This window comes from Treponema sp., from assembly GCF_017430385.1.
GTDB lineage: Bacteria > Spirochaetota > Spirochaetia > Treponematales > Treponemataceae > Treponema_D.
On sequence record NZ_JAFRNB010000148.1, the window covers coordinates 1 to 2,872 of the forward strand.

The 2,872-nt window shown below is 46.8% G+C and carries 2 protein-coding genes; both read left to right on the forward strand.

All coding sequences use genetic code 11. The features are described from left to right. Nucleotides 1-235: 235 nt before the first annotated feature. Complete coding sequence (locus tag IJJ71_RS11560; protein WP_296847188.1) at nt 236-2,272, forward strand: UGSC family (seleno)protein; 2,037 nt, start codon at nt 236-238, stop codon at nt 2,270-2,272. Between the two features lie 42 nt (nt 2,273-2,314). Beyond that, nucleotides 2,315-2,872, forward strand: a 558-nt coding sequence (locus tag IJJ71_RS11565) for an MmcQ/YjbR family DNA-binding protein (protein ID WP_296847190.1), incomplete at its 3' end; no start/stop codon positions are given.

Genomic DNA, 2,872 nt, shown 5'->3' on the forward strand with positions numbered 1-2,872 from the left:
CAGGTCGGCTGTTCCGCCCTTCCGCTGGCGCTTCATTCCTACACTTCGTTACGGAACGCTGGCGCGGGGCTCCATAGCCTGGCACTTGTGCATGAACGCCAGTCTTGCTTTTTCAGGTAAGGCTGGCGTTTTTGTTTCTGGTTGAGATTTTCGTTTTTTCCTTGCCTAATGTAACAAAATCACGGAAGACGCGTTTTTAATGTGTAATACCTGAAAGGAAAGTTCGGAGGTCATGATGAAAAAACTTCTTCTTGCAGGAATGGCTCTCGCGTTTTTTGGAGCCCCGCTATTTTCAACAACAAAATACTCCACAAACCCCGACGAATGTGTGGACGGCGTTTGCTTTGTTCCCCAGTATGCCGACGACGGTCGTGAAAACTATGCAATCGTTTCCCCGGTGGGCTATCACGATGTACCAATGATTAAACAGGCAAAAAGACTCGACAATCTCAAAGGAAAGACAATCGCGCTTGTGGGTGGCTCTTTTATGGCAGTCACCACCCACAACGAGCTTAAACGCTGCATCGAAAAAGAATTCCCCACAACTAAAATCTACATGTTTGACGACATCGGTCAGGCCGGTCCTTATTCCGTGTTCGGGCAGACAGAGAAAACAAAGGCTTTTCAGGAAAAACTCAAAGAACTTAAAGTTGATGCCGTAATCGTTGGAAACTGTGGCTGCGGACTTTGCACCACAAAAGAAACTGGAGATTCCATCGCAGCAGAATATATCGGGATTCCGACCGTAACCGTTGCCGCTCCAACTTTCGTGGCTCAGGTTCATTCAACCGGCGTAAACCGCGGCGTTCCAGTCCTTCGAACGGCTGAATATCCGGGAGCCTTTGCTTCCCATTCCACGGACGAACTCAAAAAAAATGCACGGGAAGTTCTCTGGCCACAGATTAAGACCGCCCTCACAACTCAGATTACAAAAGAAGAAATCGCAAAATATGCTCCTGAAGGAAAACGGCCGGCCGATGAAATCATCTACTACGGAAATTACGACGAGATTCAGGAATACATGCAGATTAACGGCTGGACTGACGGACTTCCAGTTGTTCCGCCAACTGATGAAAAGATTCAGGAGTATCTTAAATTCACAGGCTTTAAGGGAAGCGATGTCCTCGGCACTTTTGCACTCGCGTATCGGGAATGCTCTGTTTACACGGTGGCGGCAAATGCTGTAATGGCAGGAGTCCCGCCTGAGTTTATGCCAGTCTGCATAGCCTTCGTGCAAGGAATGAACAACGGAGAATGGCGAAAACCCCTTGCCTCAACTCATGGCTGGACTCCGTTTGTATGGCTCAACGGCCCGCTTGCCCGACAGCTCGGAATCGACAATCAGCAGGGAATGATCAGCGAAAAAGCAAACAAAGCTCTGGGGCGATTCATTGATTTGGCCATGCTTAACATTGGCGGCTACTATGTCAAGGAAAACCGCATGGGCTCTTTTGGCTATCTCACGCCATTCACATTCAGCGAGGACGACGAAGCCTGCGTAAAAATCGGATGGAAGCCGTACCATGTTCAGCAGGGATTCGATTTGAACGCGAATACAATCACTGCGGGAAGCGCGCTTGCATGGGGAAACAACATTACGCCAGCTACAGACGATGCCGAAAAAATCATGAATCTTATGGCCTTCGACATCACAGAAAAACAGCAGAATGGGCTTGGAAACACAAAGCCGCAGGTTCCGCGCACCGTTTTCATCACCGAATATGTAGCAAAGGACCTTGCAAAGGAATACAAGACAAAATCGGATTTGGAAGACGCGCTGATTGAGACCGCCCGCCGCCCGCTTGCACTCCGCACCTACGCTCACTACTGGGCGAACACAGGAAGCCAGCAGTTTAAACGGCGTACCTTTGACGAGCATTACGAAATGCTTGCAAAAGACGAGGCGGAGCAGGCAAAACTCACGCCCACGCCCGAATGGTACAAGCCGATTATCGCCGAAGACGAAATTATGACAATCGCCACCATGAACAAAGGCGACACGGCCTTCCTTGTTACAGGAGATGCAAACCGAAACAAAGTGCAGGTCATGCCCGGCGGCGGATTCGTCACCACAGAAATCAAGCTCCCTGAGAACTGGAACGAGCTTGTCGCTCCTTTGGGCTACCAGCCGATTGAAAATTTCTATCTGAAAGCGAATTTTAACACTGACGAAGGCAAAAAAATGGATGCGACAAACAAAAGCAAAAAGCAGCCGACTGCCAGTAAAAAGCCAAAACAGCCGAAAAGGCCTTTGACTCCAAAGAAAAAGTAAAAAATCTGTGGTAAAATATATCGGATTAAGAGAAAAATTATTATGGACTACAGTTACATTTTTCGTTCCGCCGTGCCAGATTATGCTAAGTTTGCATCCTTTGGTTTTGAAAAACGCGGCGATGCTTACATATGCAAAAAGTCTCTTTCTGAAACAGGTTTTTATGTAAAACTTCTTGTAAAAGATGAAAAATTTACTGCAGAAGTTTATGAGTCCGCGGACGATTTTCCTGATTCAAAATATGCTCTTTTTGATGTAGAAAGTGCGAACGGCTCTTTTGTCTCACAAATCCGCAGTCAAGTTCAGGGGATTGTCGAAGATTTTCGTCAGGCCTGTTTTGAGATTTCTGATTTGCATGAAAAATACATTCATTTTTTGGAATCTGAGTTCAATTGTAAGCCTGATTTTCCCTGGGCGGCTCCAAAAAATCCGGGTGAAGCTCAGTCATCATTTAAATCAGGCCGCTATGATGACGCTGCCGTATTCCGCTGCCCGAATCAAAAATGGTTCGCGCTTATCATGAATATAACCTACAAAAATTTGGGTTTTGAAAATGATGAAAATGTATTTGTCGTGAACTTGAAGGCTGACAAAGAGCAC